Annotated in this window: 17 protein-coding genes; 9 read left to right on the forward strand and 8 right to left on the reverse strand. The window is 67.7% G+C overall.

The window, feature by feature from the left end; genetic code table 11:
- Positions 1–12: 12 nt before the first annotated feature.
- Positions 13–504 (reverse strand): STAS domain-containing protein, encoded by a 492-nt coding sequence (locus tag OG729_RS37445; RefSeq protein ID WP_405810535.1) that lies wholly within the window; start codon positions 502–504, stop codon positions 13–15.
- 127 nt (positions 505–631) lie between these two features.
- On the opposite strand from OG729_RS37445, the gene OG729_RS37450 reads away from it, so the two are divergent.
- A complete protein-coding gene (locus OG729_RS37450) occupies positions 632–1,018 on the forward strand; it encodes a helix-turn-helix transcriptional regulator (protein ID WP_405810536.1) in 387 nt (128 codons plus the stop codon).
- Between the two features lie 510 nt (positions 1,019–1,528).
- Complete coding sequence (locus OG729_RS37455; protein ID WP_405810537.1) at positions 1,529–1,939, forward strand: ATP-binding protein; 411 nt, start codon at positions 1,529–1,531, stop codon at positions 1,937–1,939.
- Positions 1,940–2,035: 96 nt separating this feature from the next.
- Here OG729_RS37455 and OG729_RS37460 read toward each other — a convergent pair whose 3' ends face one another.
- From OG729_RS37460 to OG729_RS37485, 6 genes are all read right to left on the reverse strand, one after another.
- Positions 2,036–3,058 carry a Gfo/Idh/MocA family protein gene (locus OG729_RS37460; RefSeq protein ID WP_405810538.1) on the reverse strand — a complete coding sequence of 341 codons (1,023 nt, stop codon included), beginning with the start codon at positions 3,056–3,058 and terminating at the stop codon, positions 2,036–2,038.
- Positions 3,055–4,065: a Gfo/Idh/MocA family protein gene (locus OG729_RS37465; protein ID WP_405810539.1), complete on the reverse strand. Its 1,011-nt coding sequence runs from the start codon at positions 4,063–4,065 to the stop codon at positions 3,055–3,057. The genes OG729_RS37460 and OG729_RS37465 overlap by 4 nt, the downstream gene beginning before the upstream one ends.
- Entirely contained in the window at positions 4,062–4,799 is a 738-nt protein-coding gene (locus OG729_RS37470; RefSeq protein WP_360876723.1) for an HAD family phosphatase, read from the reverse strand. The genes OG729_RS37465 and OG729_RS37470 overlap by 4 nt, the downstream gene beginning before the upstream one ends.
- Complete coding sequence (locus OG729_RS37475; RefSeq protein ID WP_405810541.1) at positions 4,796–5,257, reverse strand: PTS glucose transporter subunit IIA; 462 nt, start codon at positions 5,255–5,257, stop codon at positions 4,796–4,798. Before OG729_RS37475 ends, OG729_RS37470 begins: the two co-directional genes overlap by 4 nt.
- The gene (locus OG729_RS37480) at positions 5,254–5,484 is read right to left on the reverse strand and encodes a glucose PTS transporter subunit EIIB (RefSeq protein WP_360876717.1); all 231 of its coding nucleotides are present in this window, start codon (positions 5,482–5,484) and stop codon (positions 5,254–5,256) included. The genes OG729_RS37475 and OG729_RS37480 overlap by 4 nt, the downstream gene beginning before the upstream one ends.
- Positions 5,485–5,735: 251 nt before the next feature.
- Complete coding sequence (locus OG729_RS37485) at positions 5,736–6,467, reverse strand: GntR family transcriptional regulator (RefSeq protein WP_360876714.1); 732 nt, start codon at positions 6,465–6,467, stop codon at positions 5,736–5,738.
- 257 nt (positions 6,468–6,724) lie between these two features.
- Here OG729_RS37485 and OG729_RS37490 point away from each other — a divergent pair, with 257 nt between their 5' ends.
- The 5 genes from OG729_RS37490 to OG729_RS37510 are packed head-to-tail and all read left to right on the forward strand — an operon-like array spanning position 6,725 to position 11,936.
- Positions 6,725–7,957: a PTS transporter subunit EIIC gene (locus tag OG729_RS37490; RefSeq protein ID WP_360876712.1), complete on the forward strand. Its 1,233-nt coding sequence runs from the start codon at positions 6,725–6,727 to the stop codon at positions 7,955–7,957.
- 36 nt (positions 7,958–7,993) lie between these two features.
- A complete protein-coding gene (locus OG729_RS37495) occupies positions 7,994–8,260 on the forward strand; it encodes an HPr family phosphocarrier protein (RefSeq protein ID WP_405810542.1) in 267 nt (88 codons plus the stop codon).
- Positions 8,257–9,960, forward strand: a complete 1,704-nt coding sequence (ptsP, locus tag OG729_RS37500) for a phosphoenolpyruvate--protein phosphotransferase (RefSeq protein WP_405810544.1) — start codon at positions 8,257–8,259, stop codon at positions 9,958–9,960. Before OG729_RS37495 ends, ptsP begins: the two co-directional genes overlap by 4 nt.
- On the forward strand, positions 9,957–10,952 hold the full coding sequence (locus OG729_RS37505) for an ROK family protein (RefSeq protein ID WP_405810546.1): 996 nt from the start codon (positions 9,957–9,959) through the stop codon (positions 10,950–10,952). Before ptsP ends, OG729_RS37505 begins: the two co-directional genes overlap by 4 nt.
- 15 nt (positions 10,953–10,967) lie before the next feature.
- Entirely contained in the window at positions 10,968–11,936 is a 969-nt protein-coding gene (locus OG729_RS37510; RefSeq protein WP_405810547.1) for a hypothetical protein, read from the forward strand.
- Positions 11,937–12,035: 99 nt separating this feature from the next.
- Here OG729_RS37510 and OG729_RS37515 read toward each other — a convergent pair whose 3' ends face one another.
- Positions 12,036–13,430 carry a M14 family zinc carboxypeptidase gene (locus OG729_RS37515; RefSeq protein WP_405810549.1) on the reverse strand — a complete coding sequence of 465 codons (1,395 nt, stop codon included), beginning with the start codon at positions 13,428–13,430 and terminating at the stop codon, positions 12,036–12,038.
- 496 nt (positions 13,431–13,926) lie between these two features.
- Here OG729_RS37515 and OG729_RS37520 point away from each other — a divergent pair, with 496 nt between their 5' ends.
- Together OG729_RS37520 and OG729_RS37525 are read left to right on the forward strand one after the other, a co-directional pair.
- Entirely contained in the window at positions 13,927–14,328 is a 402-nt protein-coding gene (locus OG729_RS37520; protein WP_360876693.1) for a YciI family protein, read from the forward strand.
- 3 nt (positions 14,329–14,331) lie between these two features.
- Positions 14,332–15,624 carry an RNA polymerase sigma factor gene (locus OG729_RS37525; RefSeq protein ID WP_405811423.1) on the forward strand — a complete coding sequence of 431 codons (1,293 nt, stop codon included), beginning with the start codon at positions 14,332–14,334 and terminating at the stop codon, positions 15,622–15,624.
- Positions 15,625–15,765 lie beyond the last annotated feature (141 nt).

Here is a 15,765-nt window from a genome sequence, read left to right on the forward strand (position 1 = left end):
CGCCAACCTCCTTCAAGGCCGTCCATCATCGGTGCCGCGCTCCAGAAGCGGTCGGCCGCTCCGTGGCTGGCGTGGGTGGTTGCGTCTGGCGGGCAGGGGATCGCCGTTGGCGTCGTCGCTGGTCGTGATGGCAAGGAGGTCGAGGGTGCCGGTCAGCCCCAGCAGCCTCCGCACGCGGGGGCTGGCGTCGATCACGGCCACGGTCTGGCCCGAGGCCAGGGACTCGTAGCGGGCGTCCATGAGTACGTGCAAGCCGGAGCAGTCGCAGAAGGCGACCCTGGCGAGATCGATTTCGAGGCCTGTGGACGCTTGCAGGGTGACGGCGAGCACCCGGCGCAGGTCTGCCGCGCTGTCCAGGTCGATTTCGCCCACCACGACGACTCGGGCGCGGCCTCCGGCGGCCGCGGTCACGGTGATTGTGAGGCGGCTGCTGTCGGTCCGGCCGCCAATGCGGTGCGAGGAGTGCGAACCGGGCCTCTCGAAGCCGCCTGAAGGGGAAGCCATGATCATCTCCCTCGAACGAGATGTCCCTCTGACCCCATGCTGAGACACGCCGGGAGACACGTCAATAGATACCTGAATCTGATTTCGGGTAGTGCGAAGCGTGCATAAGGGAACGTACGATGGGGCCATGGACGAAGCCCCAGCACCCCGCACCACATGGACGTTCCTGACCAGCCATGCGCGTGTGCTCTCGGCCATCGCACGCGATCCGTGGGTCCGGATTCGCGATCTTGCCAAGGCTCTGGAGCTGACTGAGCGGACCGTCCAGGCTGTTGTCTCCGACCTGGAGGCGGCCGGGTATCTGACCCACACGCGCGAAGGCCGCCGAAACAAGTATCGCCTGATCGGAGGAAGGTTCCGTCATCCGGCGGAAGAGCATCGGGACATCGCGCCGCTCCTCGAGATCTTCGCAAACCCGGTGGGGTCCGACGGTGCGGGGGACGACACCGCGGACCGGCCTGTTCCGGAGGGCCGCCGCGCAGACCCGGCCAACACGCACGACCGGCTCTCGTAAGGCGTCCGGGGTCCCACCCCGACCGGTTTGACGTGTCCTGCGGGCGGTAGGCGCTCCTTCTGGAGCAGGCGCCGGCCTCCTCGTCAGGAGCTGCCCAAGGGCCGATCGATCAGGTTCACCGTGTCCCGCCTCGGACGGGGCATGTTCAAGGATCCGCTCCCCCCGTCGCCTCACAGTTCCCCATCCCCGAACGCCATCAATGCGTTCGGGGTGCGACGCATGCCCGCTGTCATTCAGCTGTTGACATCCTCAGGCGCCAGGCTCACTCTGGTAATAACTGGTTATTACCAGTAATCCAAGGTAATGCCAGTGCCAAGCAACAGCCACCTGCGCTCCCGCCGCGGAAACAAGGCCCGGCGACACGCACAGTTCCGGGAAACAGAGGTCGTCATGGCAATCAACGGACCGGCTATCGCAACGACGCCCCCTGAAGTCCTCATGCCGCCGGCGCCTGAAGCTCACGACGGGGACCGCCAGGTCGGGCCCAACATCAAGGGCGCGGGACAGCCCGTGGGTGATACCCGTGACCAGGAGTTCATGTGCCCCGTTGCCCACGCCGCCCGCGACGTGGGGCATGCCCGCCGGTGTGTCGACGCGCTCCTCGCGCATTGGCACGTGTCACCGGAGGTCGTCGGCGATGCCCTCCTGCTCGTCTCCGAACTGGTCACCAACGCCGTCAGCCATGCACTGCCACCGGCTGTTCTGAGAGTGACCAGCCGACGCGGCATTCTCCGAATCGAAGTCACCGACGGCGGGCCGGTGGACGAGCCGCGGACAGCTGGGCTGCACGATGAGCACGGCCGCGGCATGTGCATCGTCACCGCCGTCGCGACTCAGCACGGCACCGTAGTCCACTCCGGCGGCGTCACCCACTGGGCGGAACTGCACCATCTCTGGGCAACCCCTTCCCCCGCGCCCTGACGGTCCGTTGCACGATCCGGAGCCCAGCGCATGGGTGCGCCGCAGCACGCGGTCTTCGTCCTGCGGCGGTGGACCAGGGTGCACTTGCGGCGAGGATCAGCTGCTCGAGTGCAGGGCGACAGGCTGACCGGTCGCAAGTGAACGGTAAGCGGCCTCGACGATCTGGAGCGTGCGTAGGCCGGACTGGCCGTCGGGTTGTGCCTGGCGGCCCGTGCGGGCGGCATCGAGGAAGGCTTCGAGCATGGCCTGGTTGAGGTCTGTGCCGCCAGGTTCCCAGCGCGGGCTGCCCTGCGTGGAGTCGAATCCGTCGAGGAGTTGGGGGAAGGCGTCGAACTCGACGATGGCACGGTCGCCGACGCATGTCATGGTCAGTCCGCCCCAGGTGGGGTGCTGAGCCGGGTGGCTCCAGCTGCAGTCCACGGTGGCGACGACTCCGCTGGGGTATTCGAGGGTGACGAGTCCCGCACTTTCGACGCCAGCGGTGTCATTGTCGGGCTGAAGCAGCTTGTTGGCCTGGGCGTACACCCATGCCGGCTGTTCGCCGTCGAGCAGTACATCCATCAGGTCGGCGATGTGGACCGTATGGTCGGCCACCGCTCCGCCGCCGGAGAGGGCGGGCCGGGCGAACCAGGCACGTTCCAGGGAAGGGTCGGACGAGTTGTTGACCCCTTGGACGCTGAGCAGATTCCCGACCGATCCGTCGGCCAGCGACTGGCGAAGCGCGGCGAATGCGGGGCTGAACCGTACGGGGTAGGCCGTCATGAGGCTTACACCGGCGCGCGCACAGGCGTCGATCATCGCCCGGGCGTCGTCCTCGGTGGTTGCCAGCGGCTTCTCGCACAGTATGTGAGCGCCTGCGGCTGCCGCGCACTCGACCAGGCTTCTGTGCTTGCCGTTCTCGCTGGTGATCACGACGGCGTCGGGCCGGAGCGTGAAGACCTCCTCGACGCTGTCGGTGTAGGGCACGTCGAGTGCGCGGGCAAGGCGGCTGCCGCGTGTGGGGTCATCGGGTGAGCCGTCGGGATCACAGGTGATCAGTTCGACGTCCTGCCAGTCTCTGAGCAGCTCGATGTACGCGGTGGCGTGCACATGGGCGAAGGACAGTACGGCGACCTTCATGACGTGATTCCTTCGGTGAGCAGGAGGGCTGGAGCGTCGATCTGGACGGCCTTGCCGGTGACTGCGGACAGGCGGGCGGCTTCGGCCATGCGGACAGCCGCGACCCCGTCCAGGGCGTCCACCCGCGGCGGCGGCCCGCCCTGGAACGCCGCAGCGAACTCGCGGATTTGAACGGCGAAAGGATCCTCGCCGAAGTCGCCGGTGGGGATACCTGCTGCGTCTCCGCCGCCCCCGCCGATCACGCGCAGGCCGAGATGCGCCTGGGAGTCGTGGAAGATCGTCCCCTTCGATCCTGCGACGTGGAACGTGTAGCGGAACGGCGTCGCCGGTGGCCCCCATACGCCGGAGACCTGCGAGATCACGCCGGAGGCATGAGTGAGGGTGGCGCTGCCCGTGGCCACCGGAGCCGGCGCGGTGAGATGGCCTCGCTGTGTGGCATGGATACGGACCACGTCACCGAAGAGCCAGCGCGCGATGTCCATGTCGTGAAGCATCTGGTCCGTCAGGATCCCGCCGGATTGGGACGTGTCGGCGAACCATGGGCTCCAGGTCGGATATCTGCCGGTGCGGGTGAACCGGGCAACGGCCACTTGCCCCAACTGCCCTGTGCGGACTGCCGCACGGAGTCGTACGTAGGCGGGGAAGAACCGTACGACGTGACCGGGGTACAGCTGAACACCGGCTCGTGCGGCTGCCTCGGCCATGTCCTGGGCCTCGCTGGCACACAAGGCCATGGGCTTTTCGCACAGGATGTGAGCCCCCGCTTCGGCGGCCTCCAGTGCGATGTCCCTGTGCGTGGTGGTGGGCGTACAGATGTCGACCACTGCGGCGCCGGCGATGGCATCGTGCAGCGAAGTGGCCAGGGTCGCGCCGAATTCATCGGCCAGTGGCCCCACTTGACCGTCCGTGGCGAAGAGTCGGATACGGGCGCCCAGGCCGGTCCAGGCGGGCAGATGGGTGCGTGCGATGTAACCGGCACCGATTACTGCAACGTCGAGCTGTGTCATGGTGCTTCGACCTCCTGTTCCTTGATGTCCTGGTGCTGTTTGTGGCCGAGGGCGGGCAGGACCCGGTCAGGAAGGAGGTCCGGCAGAGTCCAGCGCGCGCCGAACCGCATGAGGTCTGCTCCAGCGGTGGTTGTGGTCACGCCGACGATGTCCCGCACACCTGCGGCCATGAGTGCGCGGACGCCTGAGGGGGAGTCCTCGAAGGCCACGCACCTCTCCGGAGGAACGCGCAGCCCGCTGCACGCCTTGAGGTATCCCTCGGGTGACGGCTTTCCGTCCGTGACTTCCTCCGCGGTGATGACGACATCCACCAGGTGCCGCACCCCCAGGACGGCGGTCAGAATCCGCTCGGCCCACGCGGCGCCCGCGCTGGTGACCACAGCGATCGGGATGCCGAGGCCGTGCAGCCGGCGAAGCAACTCTCCGGCGCCCGGCACGACGGGCACGGTGCTCACGAGCTGTACCGCGTGCTCAGTCATGAGCCCGACGGCGCTCGTCACATCGGAGCCGGACCACGGGCCGGCCACTTGGACGATCACGTCACTCGGCCTGCGTCCCATGAACAGTTCCTCGTACTCGGTGTCTGCGACGTCGACACCCCAGCAGTCGAAGAAGAGCTGCCAGCACTGGCGGTGTACGGCTTCGCTCAGGACGAGGGTTCCGTCCATGTCCAGCAGGACGGCGTCGGCCATGGCCAGGATGTCGGCGCCGGCTTCCGCGTCGGTGCCGCTCATGCGGTCGGCCAGGTGAACAGGATCGAGCCGGCTGTTGCGTCCCCCGAGGCCCATGGCTTCGCCGAGCCCGGCTCGGAGCCCAGAACGATCACGGGGCACATCGCGGACAGGCCCTTCTCGCGAACAGTGTCCGGGTGAAAGGTGATCACCTGCTGACCCACTTCGACGCTGTCGTCCTCGCAGACGTGGAGATGAAAGCCCTCCCCGTCCAGGCGCACCGTGTCGATGCCCAGGTGCACAAGTACCGCGGTTCCGTCTGCTGCCTGCACCACGAAGGCGTGGGGATGCAGCTTCACAATTTTTCCGCTGATGGGAGCCTGCGCGGCGCACGGCCCGCCCGTGCCCACCGGGTCCACGGCCAGGCCGGACCCGACGAGTTCGGAGGCGAAGACGGCGTCCGGTACTCGGTGCAGCTCAGTGATCTCGCCGGCCAGGGGAGAGTGGACGGTGAGAGTCACAGCAGTTCCTTGATGTCCTCGGCGAGGGTGTCGGCCTCGGGCCCCACGACGACCTGGACGACATTCCCCGACACGAGTACACCGTGGGCGCCACACGCCTTCAGCGCGGCTACATCCACGGCGTCGCTGTGCCTGACCTCAGTGCGAAGCCGCGTAATGCAGGCCTCGAGGTCGAGCAGATTTTCCGCCCCTCCGAGGCCGTCCACGATCTGCTGGGCTTTCGACATGGGAGTTCTCCTCGCGTTGGGAACCTGAAGCGCACTGGGGCGTTCACCGGGGGTCGCACTCTCGTGTCGACGCTCTGGGCGACGCATGCTGGTCATAACCAGTTATGACCAGAAGGTACCTGCCGCGGAGGGGTCGCGCAATATGCGAGGGTCGGGTCGCGCGTGCTGAATGTCGTGTGCATGACAACCTGTCGCACACGGCCAATCCCGGGTCCGCCCAGCCCGGCCGTACCGCGACTGCTACGGGACCTCTACCGATCGGCGAGCGTCATATGGAGCTGGTACCGATCGGCACGGAACCACGAATATGTGTGCTCGATCGGTGTCTTGCCGCTGTAGGAGGTGCGGTCGAAGGTCATGACCGAACCGCCCTTGCTCATGCCCAGCAGCGTGGAGATTTCCGCGGGCGCGCGGCCGGCCCCCACGATCTGCTCGGCGCGGTCCACCGGGTAGCCGTACTGGACGGCGAGTGTCTCGTAGATCGAAGCCGTGAAGTCGACGCCGTCCAGGTCCGGCAGAAGTTCTGCGTTGTACCAGGCGTCGTCCACGGAGATCGGCGTCCCGTTGGCCAGCCGGAGTCGTCGCACGTGCCAGGCGTCCTGGTTGGGGGCGAGCTCCAGGGCTGTGATCGTGGCGGGCGCGGGTGTGTCCCGGCTGACGGAAAGGATCACGGTGCTCGGTTCGAGCCCAAGCCTGCGCATGTCCTCGTGGAAGGACGCCAGGCGCAGCTCGGAGCGGTAAGCCCGCTCGGCCACGAACGTACCCCGGCCGTGCACGCGCACCGCGAGGCCTTCGGCCACCAGCTGACTGAGGGCTTCGCGCACGGTCACACGGCTGACGCCGTGATCGATGCAGAGCTGGCGCTCGCTGGGAAGGGCATCCCCGGGCGACAGCTGGTTCGTGCACATGTCGACCAAAATGGCGCGCAACTGTGCGTGCTTGGGCACCATGCCATTCGAAGCGATCTGCTGCGGCTTGGCCATGCCATTCCCACCCTTGATCCTCCGATGGCGTTCTGCCATCACTCCTGCAACTGGTAGTAACCAGTATGCACCTTCCCTGAACGTCCATGACTTCGTCGTGACGGTTGACACAACTCCTGGGGCCGGGCCATTCTGGCAGCCAACTGGTCATGACCAGATACTACCGGTCCTGTCCAGTGGTTCGGGGATCTCCCGCTCCCGGCCGCCTACGGCCGCTCATCCCGCTCCCTCAGTCCCTCCCGTGCATCGAGGTCGTCATGAGTACGAGTTCCACCGCACCCGCCCGCCGCTCCGGCCTGGCGGGACTGCAAAAACTGGGCCGCAGCCTGATGCTGCCCATCGCCACGCTCCCGGCTGCCGGGCTTCTCCTCCGGCTCGGCCAGGACGACGTGCTGGGCCGCTTCTCCGGCATGGAGGAAGCGGCGAAGGTGATATCCGCCGCGGGCGGTGCTCTCTTCACACATCTGCCGCTGATCTTCGCCGTGGGCATCGCGATCGGCTTCGCCAAGAAGGCGGACGGCTCGACAGCTGTGGCCGCGCTCGTGGGCTACCTCGTCCTGGACGGCGTGTTCACCGCCATGTCGCCCTTCGTGCTGGAAGGACAGAAGGACACGGCCGGAGCGCAGGCTCTGGTCAACTACGGGGTGCTCGGCGGCATCGTGATGGGGCTGCTCTCGGCGTTCCTGTGGCAGCGCTTCTACCGGACCACCTTGCCGCCATACCTCGGCTTCTTCAGCGGCCGCAGACTGGTCCCGATCCTCGCCGCCGTGGCCGCCCTCGTCGTCGGGGTCCTGATGAGCCTGGTCTACCCGGTGTTCAACAACGGACTCACCTCCGTCGGAAAGGCCGTCGCGGACAACAGCATTATCGGCGGCGGCATCTACGGCGCTGCCAACCGGCTGCTGATTCCCGTTGGCCTGCACCACATTCTGAACTCGCTGGTGTGGTTCATCCTCGGTGACTACGGCAACGCCCACGGCGACCTCAACCGCTTCTTCGCGGGCGACCCTCACGCAGGCATCTTCATGACTGGGTTCTTCCCGATCATGATGTTCGCCCTGCCGGCCGCGGCCCTGGCCATCTGGCGCGAGGCCCGGCCCGAGAAGCGCAAGATCGTGGGCGGCATCATGCTCTCCGGCGCGCTCACGACCTTCCTGACCGGTATCACCGAGCCTCTCGAGTTCTCCTTCCTCTTCGTCGCCTGGCCACTGTTCGTCGTACACGCGCTCCTGACCGGTACCTCACTGGCACTGGTCAACGCCCTCGGCATCCATGACGGCTTCACCTTCTCCGCAGGCCTCATCGACTACGTCCTCAACTGGGGCAAGGCCACCAACCCGGTCCTTCTCATCCCCATAGGCCTCGCCTACGCAGTCGTCTACTACCTGCTCTTCCGCTTCGTCATCCGCCGCTGGAACCTGCGCACGCCAGGTCGCGAGGACGAACCGGCAGAGACGCAGGAAGAGCGCCAGATCCCGGCCGCGCCCTGACGTCCTCGTCCCAACTCCCTTGAAAGGACTCTCTTCATGGCGCAGCGCGTCGTCCACCTCGGTACCCGCAGTGGCCTCCATGCCCGGCCCGCCGCAACCTTCGCCCAAGCCGCATCCCGAACCGCGGTTGCGGTGACCCTCGAAGTCCACGGCAAGGCTCCGGTCGCCGCGAGCAGCCTCCTGGCGATCATGACCCTCGGAGTGAAGTTCGGCGAGCAGGTCACTCTCACCGCGGAGGGCGACGGCGCTGAGCCCGTCCTGGACGAACTGGCCCAGATGCTGAGTTCGGAGCTGGACGCATGACCCTCACGCCCCTCACCATCAACGGCTGCGGCGTGAGCCCCGGACTGGCATGTGCCCCGCTGATGCGCATGACACCCCCTGTGACGACGGACCCTGACCAGGACCCCGGCGCCGACCACGGCCATGAAGTCCAGCGCGTCCGGGAAGCCATGACCGCCGTCGCCGAGCAACTGACCCGCGCAGGAACGGGTGGCCCCGCAGGAACGGGTGGCCCCGCAGGAACGGGTGGCCCAGCGGGCACCATCATGGAAGCCGGCGCGGCGATGGCCCGGGACCCTGAACTCATCAAGGCCGTGGCCGTACACATCGGCAACGGTGTGCCCACGGCACACAGCGTGACTCTCGCCGTCGACGGCTACTGCCGTCAGCTGGAACAACTCGGCGGCTACATGGCCGAGCGGGTGGCCGATCTGCGCGACATCCGGAACCGGGCGGTCGCGGTGCTGCTGAACGTGCCCCTGCCGGGACTTCCCCAGCCGGGTCATCCCTTCATCCTGACCGCCGCGGACCTCTCACCCGCAGACACCGCCGGTCTCGCCGACAGCGACGTCGTAGGACTGCTCACGGAGAGAGGAGGGCCGACCAGTCACACCGCCATCATCGCCAGGAGTCTTGGACTGCCGGCCGTGGTGGGCTGCGCCGAGGCCGCAGTGCTGTCGGAGGGCGCATCGGTGATAGTCGACGGCTCCACGGGTACTGTCGAAGGCCACCCCTCAGCCGCCCGCCGCCGCCAAGTCCAGGAGCAGATACAGGCGCAGGCGAGGCACCAATGGCGTACCAGCGGCCACGGCAGGACTTGCGACGGGCACCCCGTTGCCCTCCTCACCAACATCGGCACGCCGGCAGACGCTCGGCGGGCGGCGGCCGAAGACAGCGAAGGGGTGGGGCTCTTCCGTACCGAGTTCATGTTCCTGGACCGGCGCGAGGCCCCGACCCTCGATGAGCAGGTGGAGGTCTATACCCAGGCGTTCGCACCCTTCACAGGCCGCACCGTCACGGTACGCACGCTCGACGCGGGCTCGGACAAACCGCTCCCGTTCCTCGGGCTGCAACCAGAAGACAACCCGGCGTTGGGCGTCCGCGGACTCCGCGTCGCGGCCGGCCTCCCCGAGAGCCTGGAGACGCAGCTCAAGGCCCTCGTACTGGCCCAGAAGCACGTCGGTGCGCAGATGCGGGTCATGGCTCCCATGGTCTCCACGGCTCAGGAGGCCGCACACTTCGCCCGTCTGGCCCGCAGCCATGGTGTCACCGACGTCGGTGTCATGATCGAAGTGCCCGCAGCGGCTCTGCGGGCACGCGATCTCCTGCCCCATGTCGACTTCGTCAGCATCGGCACCAACGATCTGGCGCAGTACACCCTCGCCGCCGACCGGACCGCCCACACTCTCGCCGCACTCCTGGATCCCTGGCAGCCCGCAGTCCTCGATCTGATCGCCTGGGTGTGCAGTGCGGCGGCCGTACTGAAACGGCCTGTCGGAGTATGCGGAGAAGCCGCGAGCGATCCACAGCTGGCCGCAGTGCTCATCGGTCTCGGCGTCAACAGCCTTTCCATGGCCGCCCGTTCGATCGCTCCGGTACGGGACCGGATTGCCGACCTCACGCGTCAGCAGTGCCAGCAGATGGCCGCCGGTGCTCTTCGGGCGGACGGCCCCGAGGCCGCCCGGGGCGCCGTACGAGAAATGATGACGAACGGCTCATGACCACTTCTTCACCGTCCCGGACCAGCCCTACCAGTTGCGGCTCGAAGGACCAGCACGCGAGCGTGGTCGCCGTCGATCTCGGCGGCACCACCATCAAGGCCGCCCGCCTCGACCGCCAGGGAGGAGTCGCGGAGATCCTGCGGCGCCCGACCCCCGTCCAGCAAGGCCCTCAGGCAGTTGTTGATGCCGTCACGGCTGTCGCCCGCGCCCTCGTACGACCGCACACGACAGCAGTCGGACTCTGCGCGCCCGGCCTGGTCAACAGCACGACCGGCATCGTGCACTTCGCCGCGAATCTCGGCTTTCGAGATGTTGCTCTCGCCCCCGCCGTCCAGGAGCAACTCACGGTTCCTGTCACCCTCCAGCACGACGTACGCGCCGCATGTCTCGCGGAACTCCGCCTCGGCCACGGGGCCGGAGTCGACGAACTGCTTGTTGTAGTTCTGGGCACCGGCCTCGCTGCAGGCATCGTCACCGGTGGAAGGATCGTGCACGGTGCCCAGGGAATCGCGGGAGAGTTCGGGCACATCCCGGTGTTCGCCGACGGTGAGCCATGCACCTGTGGGCAGCAAGGCTGCGTCGAAGCCTATGCCGCCGCCGGCGCACTGGTGCGCCGCTACCGGGCAGCCGGGGGAGTGGCGAACGGGGCAGAGGATGTTCTCGCCCGGCTGGGCGACCACGAAGTGGCACAGCGCATCTGGGCGGAGGGCATGAACGCCCTCGGGCGCGCTCTGGTCACTTCGACCGTCCTGCTCGATCACCAACTCATCGTGCTGGCCGGAGGAATGACCGGAGCAGGCACGCACCTGCTGGAACCGGTGCGCCGCACGCTGCGGGACAGCCTCGCCTGGCGCTCGGCACCCCGCGTACGGATATCCCCGCTCGGAGCGAATGCCGGGCTCTTCGGCGCCGCACTCCACGCCCTCGAAACCATCGAGCCGGCCGGGAGCACCCAGCAGCTGCCCTTTGCGGCGCTGCCACGGATCTCATGAGGACGTGATTCTCCGATGTGGTTCCGCACCAGGGCACGACAGTCCCGCCCCAGGCTCCAACCGGAACTCGACGACACCGAGCTCGCACGAGCCATCGGACACGTGGAAGCCCAGATAGCGGCCCAGGGCGACAACCTGGCCGAGTCCAACGACCGAGGAGCCCTCACCTACCCGATAGAACAGATACTCCGGGAAGCCGGCGAAGACTGGGACAGACGTACGCACAGACTCAGCGTTCTCGCCGACATGCCGGACGCGCTCGTCCTCGCCGACCAATGGCGATCCCGCCAGCCCACCAACCCGGATGCGATCCTCTTCCACGCCTGGGCTCAACTCGCTGTGGCCCGGGCAAACGGATCACTGAGGGACGCGGAAGCCGTCATCGGCACCAGTCGCCATGCCGCCGAACTCCTCCCCGCCGACCCGGCGCCCTGGGTGGCGATGCTCGGCTGCTGCCGAGTCCTGCGGGCGTCCGTACCCCAGACACAACCCGTGTGGGTTCGGGTCGTGGAACGACACCCCTGGAACCGCGAAGCACACCTGCAGATGCTCCGCTACTGCTCTCCGGAGGAGTGCGGATCGAACGTCCTCACCGTCCAGTTCGTCGACGCCGTCGTCGCCTCCGCGCCGCCCGGATCCCCGGTGGCCTCTCTGGAGCTCACCGCAAGCCTGGGCCGCTACCAGCGAACTGTGGACATGGGCGGAGTGATAGCCCTCACCGCACGCCGGCACTGGGACCAGCACCGTGAGCGCTCCCTCCTGGACCACGCGCTGACGAGCTGGCTGAGTCCCGGATTCCTGCGGCATGCAGCCGCTCTCGCGGACCTGAATCTGCTCGCGTTCGTGCTGACGAAGGCCGACCGGCTGACGGACGCGAGTGATGTCTTCCAGGCGATCGGAACCACGGTCACGGCCTGGCCCTGGGAAGTTGACGGTGCGCCACTCGACGTTTTCATCGAATGCCGTGTTCGTGCCTGCCGTTGATACGGCTGGTCCGGAGTGATCCCGCACCGGGTGGGCGAAGCGACATCGGCCAACTCCGCCCACCCGGCGGTGGAAACGGGGATCAGATCATCGAATGGCCTACCGGGAGGACTGGCTCACCTGGTAGGGGGCGCGCGCCGACTTCGCCGCGTTCAGCAGCGCAGGCAGCATGGTTGGCCAGTACGAAGACTCCATGCAGGAGTACGCCGGCAGGAAGCCATTGCATGTGGTGTCCGTGGTGCTGCCGATCTCGATGGTGAAGCTGGGGATGCCCAACTCCCCGTAGGCCCAGTCGTCGGTCCCGCCGGAGGCGGTGTAGAGGAGTTCTCCCGGCTGCCCATGGGTGAAACCGGTGTCCGCGGCGAGCTGGGCGGCGATGGCGCGCAGCGAGGCGTCGTTGGGGGCGTCGTCCTTGGTGAACGCCCAGGGGAACAGGACCATGCGGGTGTCGCTGTGGAGGCTGATGAACATGCCGCGTGTGTCAGCCGCGGCGATGTCCGTGAGGGCGGGGCCGCGGGTGTCGGGGTAGAGCTTGCGGAACAGCGTCTGGACGGCGGTCAGTTCCGGCTCCGAGTCGGCCGTGGGGCCGTGGTACGCGGGGCTGCACGGGTCGTCGGACGAGCCGCCGGTGTTCCACTGGAAACCGGCGTTCCGGTTGAGGTCCACGCCGCTCTGGCTCTGCCCGGTCGGTGGGATCGCGCAGTCCTGCCCATTGGATGTGTTGGCGTTCTTGCGCTGCAGATAGGGTGCGTCGCCGCCCTCCTGGACAATCTCGACGCCATCGGGGTTGGCGACCGGAATGACCCAGAACTCCGTGGAGTTCAGCAGTGAGGTGACCGTCGCGTCGGTGCCGTAGTTGCCCACGAGATGGTCGATCCAGCGGTAGGCGACGTCGCCGGTCGCGATCTCGCGCGCGTGCATCTGGCCCATGAGCACGAATCGGGGCTTGGGCGCCTTCGGGTCGAGCGAACAGTCCTTCCGGCCGGCGATGCGGGTGATGCAGATCGCTTTGAGCTTGCTACCGCCCAGGTCGTTCTTCTTGCGCCAGGACGCGCCGTAGTTGACCACCTTGGCGAGGGCGGGTTTGGTCCGCGCGACCTTGTCCATGTGCGCGTACTGGCCGGTTACGGTCGGATAGCCACCGTAGTACGTGCTGTCGGTGGTGCTGGGAGTCTTCCACCGCACCTGCGGCAGGCTCCGGGTGACGGTGGCGCTGAAGCCGAGCGAGATCAGCCGCTCGCGTTCGGTCGGGTCGGCGAGCACTTTGACCTTGCCGCCACCGCTGCCTTCCAGGACGTCGAAGCCCTGGGCCTCCAGCAGTTCGGCGTCCTTCGCCACCGTGGTCCTGGCGGGGACTGTCAACTCGTAGAGCTTCGTGGTGGCGACGTCGGCAGCGGGGCGGCTTGCCTCGGCCGAGTCGAGGGGGACGGCGGTCAGAACACCGGCGACGGCCGCAGTGGCGGCGAGCAGTGCGGTACGTGGTCGTGTGCGCAAGGTACCTCCAGGGCGAGTGGGGGGAGGACGCGATGTCCCGCCCTGCTGCGGGGCGGTGCCACGCAGCGTAAGAAGATTTGGGCCCAAACAATATGAGGATCGGCTCCCCGGGTCAATGACGTCCATCACGTCAACGGCGCGTGCACAGAGGGAGGTTGGCTACACAACAGCCGTTCTCGTGCCGCGATCGAGAGGGGGCAGGCAGCAGCCATCCTCACTGGATTGCGGCGTGCGACTACTACGGCGCGCGGCGGTTCAGCAGCTCCGCTGGACCGCGCCCGCCATCAGGGAGACGGTCACCGGGTGGCCGCGGACGTGAATGTCTGCCGGGCTCCCTCGCTCAGGCCGTTGCGCCCGCATAAGCAGGCACGTCGGCTCCAGCCGGGCCGTCGTGAACTTTTTCGGCAGATCTTCGCCGAGGATGTCGAGAACGCGGCGCCAGTTTCTACCTGTCCGTGAGAGCGCCGACGAGGCGCACGAGTGTGAGGAGCAGGCCATGAAGTACATGCTGCTGATGCAGTTCAGCGAGCAGACTGCGGACTTCCCGTCGATCGCGACCTGGAGTCCGGAGGAGATTCAGGCGCACATCGGATTCATGATGGACGCGAACAAGAAGATCGCCGACGCGGGCGAGCTGGTTGAGGCACAGGGGCTGGCCATGCCGGAACAGGCCCGGATCGTGCGCGCGGGGAAGACCGGAGCGCCGCTGATCACCGAGGGCCCCTACCCTGAGACCAAGGAGTTCCTCGCGGGGTACTGGATCGTCGACTGCGAGAGCGCGGAGCGCGCGTACGAGATCGCCGCATACATCTCGACCGCACCCGGTCCCGGCGGCGCTCCGTTGAACATGGCGATCGAGGTGCGCCAGGTGATGTCGGCACCGACCGAGGAGTTGTAGGCACTGGCCACAACGGACAGGGACACCAACGGCCTGCTGCGCGAACTGGCGCCGCAGGTCGTCGGTGTGCTCACTCGGCGTTACGGGGACTTCGACACCGCCGAGGACGCGGTTCAGGAGGCGCTGCTGGCCGCCGCCACCCAGTGGCCCCGCGAGGGTGTGCCGCGCAATCCGCGGGGCTGGCTGATCCAGGTCGCAAGCCGGCGCCTGACCGAGCAGGTGCGCAGCGAACGGGCGCGCCGGCGCCGGGAGGATCTCGCGGCCAGACGAGAGCCCGCCGACCGGCGGTCGGCCCCGGCGGCCGACGAAGAGGAGGCGCCGGACCGGGACGACACACTGATCCTGTTGTTCATGTGCGCTCACCCCGCCCTGACGCCCGCGTCGGCGGTCGCCCTCACCCTGCGGTCGGTGGGAGGTCTGACCACGGCCGAGATCGCACGGGCCTTCATGGTCCCCGAGGCGACCATGGCCCAGCGGATCAGCCGGGCCAAGCAGCGGATCAAGACCTCTGGGATCCCCTTCGAGATGCCGGACCGCACCGACTGGGCGCCCCGGCTCGATGCGATGTTGTCCGTTCTCTATCTGATCTTCAACGAGGGCTACACCAGTAGCGTCGGCCCCGATCTGCAGCGCGTCGAACTGTCACGGGAGGCGATCCGGCTGGCCAGAGCCGTGCACCAGCACCTCCCCGATGACAGTGAGGTCGCCGGACTTCTCGCGCTGATGCTTCTCAACCATGCCCGCAGCCCGGCACGCACGGGACCGGGCGGCGAACTGATCCCGCTCGCCGAACAGGACCGGAGCCTGTGGGACGGCCGTGCCATCGACGAGGGCATCGCTCTGGTCACCGCCGCCCTGCCCAGGGGCCCCGTCGGCCCGTACCAGGTCCAGGCGGCGGTGGCCGCCGTCCACGACGAGGCCAAGCACGTCGAAGACACCGACTGGCCGCAGATTCTCGCGCTGTACGGCGTACTGGAACGCCTCTCGGCCAATCCCGTGGTCTCACTCAACCGAGCCGTCGCCGCGGCCATGGTCGACGGCCCGGCCGCCGGCCTCGACATCGTCGAGGCCCTCGACGCCGACGGGCGCCTCACGGGACACCACCGCCTGTATGCGGTACGTGCCCATCTCCTTGAAATGCTCGGCGACCGGGAGGCCGCCATCGAGAACTACCGCGCGGCGGCAAACCGTACGACCAGCCTCCCGGAACGGCACCACCTCACCATCCGCGCTGCCCGGCTCGCCTCGGACGCGGCGGGCAGTGCCACGCAAACCGAGGACGGCCCCGCGACGTGACCGCCGGCGGCGTTGCCGGGTCTGGATGCTGCGCGTAACCGGCCATGACGCTGCGCTCCGCGAGGGCGTATGGATAGACCCGCCCGGCACCTTCGGGCAGACTTCTGAGTAGTTCTGCGCCGACGGCGCCGTCCCCTCGCC

Origin of the sequence: Streptomyces sp. NBC_00210, from assembly GCF_045160975.1 — a bacterium.
GTDB lineage: Bacteria > Actinomycetota > Actinomycetes > Streptomycetales > Streptomycetaceae > Streptomyces.

Coding starts and splice junctions, on each gene's coding strand:
- OG729_RS37485 (WP_360876714.1), bottom strand. CDS start 6,467: ATGGCCAAGCCGCAGCAGATCGCTTCGAATGGCATGGTGCCCAAGCAC.
- OG729_RS37480 (WP_360876717.1), bottom strand. CDS start 5,484: ATGTCGAAAGCCCAGCAGATCGTGGACGGCCTCGGAGGGGCGGAAAAT.
- OG729_RS37510 (WP_405810547.1), top strand. CDS start 10,968: ATGTGGTTCCGCACCAGGGCACGACAGTCCCGCCCCAGGCTCCAACCG.
- ptsP (WP_405810544.1), top strand. CDS start 8,257: ATGACCCTCACGCCCCTCACCATCAACGGCTGCGGCGTGAGCCCCGGA.
- OG729_RS37460 (WP_405810538.1), bottom strand. CDS start 3,058: ATGAAGGTCGCCGTACTGTCCTTCGCCCATGTGCACGCCACCGCGTAC.
- OG729_RS37495 (WP_405810542.1), top strand. CDS start 7,994: ATGGCGCAGCGCGTCGTCCACCTCGGTACCCGCAGTGGCCTCCATGCC.
- OG729_RS37490 (WP_360876712.1), top strand. CDS start 6,725: ATGAGTACGAGTTCCACCGCACCCGCCCGCCGCTCCGGCCTGGCGGGA.
- OG729_RS37520 (WP_360876693.1), top strand. CDS start 13,927: ATGAAGTACATGCTGCTGATGCAGTTCAGCGAGCAGACTGCGGACTTC.
- OG729_RS37445 (WP_405810535.1), bottom strand. CDS start 504: ATGGCTTCCCCTTCAGGCGGCTTCGAGAGGCCCGGTTCGCACTCCTCG.
- OG729_RS37450 (WP_405810536.1), top strand. CDS start 632: ATGGACGAAGCCCCAGCACCCCGCACCACATGGACGTTCCTGACCAGC.
- OG729_RS37470 (WP_360876723.1), bottom strand. CDS start 4,799: ATGAGCGGCACCGACGCGGAAGCCGGCGCCGACATCCTGGCCATGGCC.
- OG729_RS37465 (WP_405810539.1), bottom strand. CDS start 4,065: ATGACACAGCTCGACGTTGCAGTAATCGGTGCCGGTTACATCGCACGC.
- OG729_RS37505 (WP_405810546.1), top strand. CDS start 9,957: ATGACCACTTCTTCACCGTCCCGGACCAGCCCTACCAGTTGCGGCTCG.